Raw genomic sequence first — 4608 nt, 5'->3', positions numbered from 1 at the left:
AAGGTTTGGCTTTCTATGATCGCCTTTTTGATGAATTGCTTGCCAACGGTATTGAACCTATGATTACTATTTCTCACTATGAGACGCCTATGGGTTTGGTGGAGAAATACGGTAGTTGGCGTAATCGTAAGATGATTGATTTCTATCTTCGCTATACAGAGGCCATCTTTACCCGCTATAAGGACAAGGTCAAGTACTGGATGACCTTTAACGAAATCAACAATATGCGCCGAAATCCTGATTATGTGGGAGGGATTCTCTTTGATGGGACAGAAACGAATAAGATGGAAATCGTTTACCAGGCCAATCACCACATGTTTGTCGCCAATTCCTTAGCCATCAAGATGGGGAAAGAAATTATGGGAAATGACGTCAAGATTGGATGTATGTTATCATTAAGTAATGTCTATCCTTATGATTGCAACCCAGAAACAGTGCTTGAGACCATGAACCTACGTCGCAGAACGCTTTTCTTTTCGGATGTCATGATACGCGGTTACTATCCAAACTATGTTTATCGCTTGTGGCAGGAAAATGATGTTCACATTGAGATCCAAGAAGGGGACTTAGACTTATTGAAAGCCTATACCAGTGAATTTTTGGCCTTTAGTTATTATAAAACCACCACGCATGAACTGGGGCAACCTTTCTTTGGGGATACAGGTGGTGATATCGGAACTCCCAATCCCTTCCTTGAAACCTCTGACTGGGGCTGGCAGATTGACCCGACAGGCTTCCGCTACACCCTTAATGAAGTTTGGGATCGTTACCAAGTGCCACTCTTTCCAGTTGAAAATGGGCTAGGAGCTGTGGACGAGGTAGTGGATGGCAAGATCCACGATCCTTACCGAATGGCTTATCTAGAAGCTCATCTCAAGGCTCTCAAAGAAGCCATCAAAGACGGGGTAGAGGTTTGGGGCTATGCTTACTGGGGACCGATCGATATCGTGTCTGCTGGAACGGCTGAAATGAAAAAACGCTATGGTTTTATCTATGTGGACAAAGACAATGACGGAAACGGTAGCTTAGAACGCATTAAAAAAGATAGCTTTGACTGGTACAAGGCTGTCATCGCAACCAATGGAAAAAATTTATAAAGAAGTAGGACAATACTATGGCTAAAGAGTTAGACAACAAACGCATTGCCAAAGAAATCATCAAGGAAGTAGGGGGACTTGACAATATCGCCTCTGTCACCCACTGTATGACTCGTCTGCGCTTTGTCATTAAAGACAAAAGTAAAATCACAGATAAGCTTGAAAAGGTGGAGGCAGTCTTGGGAGTAGTGGATGCCACAGGGCAACTGCAAATCGTGCTAGGCATGAATCTCCTTCCTATCTATTCTGAAGTAGAGAAGATTTACAATAAGAAAAGTAAGAAAGATGTCGTGGAGGTGCCAGTAGTAGCTGGTACAAAAGAAAAACGAACACCTAAAAAAGTCATTAGTGACTTGATTGGTTTTATCGGAAGTTCCGTGACTCCTATGGTACCTGGACTGGTAGCCGGAGGAATGTTTAAACTCTTTCTCTTGATTGCTATCTTAGTGGTGCCGAGCTTTAAAGGGACTTCTTCCTATGCTCTTTTGAGCTTTATTGCCAATACCCCCTTCTACTTCATGCCTATCTTTGTAGCCTTTGGGGTTGCTAAACACATGGGAACGACACCGATCTTTGCCATGGCCGCAAGCGCAGCCTTGATTTCACCGGATTTTGTGGCTTTGGTTGCCAAGGGTGAACCCATCAGTTTGTTTGGAGTTGGTGTCTTACTGGATACCTATGCCAGCAGTTTAATTCCTGCGATCTTGATCAGTTATGTGGCTGGGAAATTAGAAGGCATTCTTAATAAAATTATTCCGGGAATTTTCCGTGCTGTCTTTGTTGGGGTCTTGACCATTGCTATTTCAGGGGCGCTAGGCTATATTATTCTTGGCCCAATCGGCACCTATATTGGAAACTACATCATGCTGGGACTCAGCTTTTTACAATCAACGGTTGGTCCTTTTGCGGTCGGAATTTTGGCAGCTGGTCTTCCCTTTATTATTGTGGCCGGGATTCATCACCTCTTTAGTCCCTTTATGGTGCAAAGTCTTTCAAGCTTAGGATTCGACGGATTCTTTAGACCTGCATTGATCCTTCATAACATTGCTGAAGGTGGCGCCTGTTTTGCCATTGCTCTCAAGACAAAAAATCAAGATCTCCGTGCAGAGGCTATCAGTTGTGGGGTCGGTTGTGTCATGGCTGGCGTTACCGAACCAGCCCTCTACGGGATCATGCTTCGTTTGAAAAAACCTCTGTATGGCGTTGTTATCGGTGGAGGTATCGGTGGCTTGATTGCAGGTTTCCTTGGTGCCAAGGCCTTTATCATGGGCTACTCTAGTGTCCTTGCTATTCCGATTTTTCAAGCGACCATGGTGGCCATTATCGTCGGAATCCTGGTTTCCTTTGTCTTGTCCTTCTTGATTGTTTATTTCTTTGCTTTTGCAGAATTAGAAGAGGAGGCTTAAGATGAAATTAACCGATGAACTTATCGCAAAAATCAGTCAACTACCGACAGGTAATATCGCAGACTCAAACACAGTGCGTGGAGTCTTGGATACAGCCATCAAACCTGTCAATCCCCACGTTCATATGGTGGGTCGTGCTTTTACGGTAGACTGTCAGCCAGGAGATAACTTAGCCATTCATCAAGCCATGTATGAAGCAGAGCCAGGCGATGTCCTCTTTCTGGCCTTCAAAGGCTTCGACCAAGCAGGGCATTTTGGTGATATGATGGCCAATGCCTGCAAGGTCAGAGGACTAGCAGGTGTTGTGATTGACGGTTCTTGTCGTGACTACCAAGACATCTATGAGCTGGAGTACCCTGTCTATTCTCGGGGTTACAATCCTGCCCCAACAGTCAAGGAAAGTCTGGCTAAGATGGGACAGGAAATCACCATCGGTGGCGTGACTATTCATCAGGGAGACCTGGTCGTAGGCGATTGTGACGGGATTGTCATCATTCCAAAAGAAGATGAGGACAAGGTCATGGAAAAAGCCTTTGCTAAGTTTGAGCGCGAGAAGAAAATTCTAGCTGACATCAAGGCAGGAAAATCAACCTTGGACATCTACGGCTTTAGAGAATTGATTGCTGACAAACAAGTCAGTCACGTTTAAAAATGAACGAAAATGAAGAAGGCTCAGGTGACTGGGCTTTTTTCCATGCCGCAACGGCGTCTCCATAAGCGAAAACGTCTCTGTCGTAAATTGTCAAGAACTTGTCAGGCATTATCATTTACTTGTCAGGCTTGGTATCGTATAATAGTCTCAACAATCAAATGAAACAAAAGAGGAATACAAACATGTCAAACAAAAAAGTTATCTTAATAACTGGTGCTTCATCAGGAATTGGCTACCAAACAGCGGAACAATTGGCCAAAGAAGGCCACAGCGTCTATGGGGCTGCGCGTCGGGTGGATGCCATGGAACCACTCAAGGCCTTTGGCGTGACTCCTGTCCGTCTCGATATCACGGATGAAGCTTCTATCAAGGAAGCTTTAGAAACCATCATTGCAAAAGAAGGGCGCATCGATGTCTTGGTCAATAACGCTGGCTACGGGTCATACGGCGCTGTCGAAGATGTGACCATCGAAGAAGCCAAGATGCAGTTTGAGGTCAACATCTTTGGCTTGGCCAGCTTGACCAAGATGGTCCTCCCTTACATGCGAAAACAAGCGTCAGGCCGCATCATCAACATCGGCTCTATGGGCGGTCGTTTGACCTCTTACTTTGGCGCTTGGTACCATGCGACCAAATACGCCCTTGAAGCCTTCTCAGATGGTTTGCGGATGGAAGTGTCAGACTTTGGCATTGAGGTGGTCTTGGTAGAGCCAGGCGGCATCAAGACTGACTGGGGCTTTATCGCAGCGGACAAATTAGCCGAGTCAGCTAAGGGTGGTGCCTATGAAGCAGCCGCAACCAAGGCAGCGGAAGGCATGCGCAGCCAGTACTCTGGCAACATGATGTCAGATCCTAAGGTCATCTCAAATGCCATCTCAAAAGCGGTCAACAGCCGCCGTCCTAAGACCCGTTACCTGGTCGGCATGGGCGCAAAACCCTTGGTCTTCTTGCACGCTATCCTACCAGACCGTTGGTTTGATGCCCTTATGAAACGGGCTAGCTAATAGTGGCGAAAGCATTCTTCTAGACTAGAGCATCCCTGCTCTGGTCTTTTTATTTGGAGAAGTCTGGAAATTGTCTGTCTATATTGGCGTAAACTGACAAGTTGATGGCGTCTACTGTCATTCACTTGCGGTATTAAAAGGACTATAATAGCTCCATAAGGTTGAGTAAAACCTAAAATAAATCAGAATATGAGGTATTCACTATGACACAAACAGCACAACAAGCATTTGACCAACTAGATCCCCAAGCTTGGACCAAGGTTTCCATCGAGGAGCGCCTGCAAATCCTGACTGAGATTCAAGCTAATATGCGTCAATACGGCGCAGAACTGGGTCAAGCAGAGATGGAAATGAAAAACCGTTTGACGGGGGCAGACCTTTACTCTCAAACAGATGGCATGTTGCAGACCTTGGTAGCCGTAGGAAATGTCATCAATGCCAGCACCTTT

Annotated in this window: 4 protein-coding genes and 1 pseudogene; all 5 read left to right on the top strand. The window is 45.6% G+C overall.

From position 1 onward, the window contains the following. On the top strand, positions 1–1097 hold a 1097-nt coding region (locus SORDD16_RS00875; protein WP_061451981.1), incomplete at its 5' end, for a glycoside hydrolase family 1 protein. Positions 1098–1114: 17 nt separating this feature from the next. Continuing rightward, entirely contained in the window at positions 1115–2503 is a 1389-nt protein-coding gene (locus tag SORDD16_RS00870; protein ID WP_061451980.1) for a PTS transporter subunit EIIC, read from the top strand. Position 2504: 1 nt separating this feature from the next. Beyond that, the gene (locus SORDD16_RS00865) at positions 2505–3152 is read left to right on the top strand and encodes an RraA family protein (RefSeq protein ID WP_061451979.1); all 648 of its coding nucleotides are present in this window, start codon (positions 2505–2507) and stop codon (positions 3150–3152) included. A 185-nt stretch (positions 3153–3337) separates the two neighbouring features. Then, entirely contained in the window at positions 3338–4159 is an 822-nt protein-coding gene (locus SORDD16_RS00860) for an oxidoreductase (protein WP_061451978.1), read from the top strand. 203 nt (positions 4160–4362) lie between these two features. Then, positions 4363–4608: pseudogene (locus tag SORDD16_RS00855) on the top strand (aldehyde dehydrogenase family protein); the annotation flags it as partial.

The organism is Streptococcus oralis (assembly GCF_001578945.1).
GTDB lineage: Bacteria > Bacillota > Bacilli > Lactobacillales > Streptococcaceae > Streptococcus > Streptococcus oralis_Q.
Note: the sequence above shows the minus strand (reverse complement) of the source record. Positions and strands in the feature narration are given on the sequence as shown.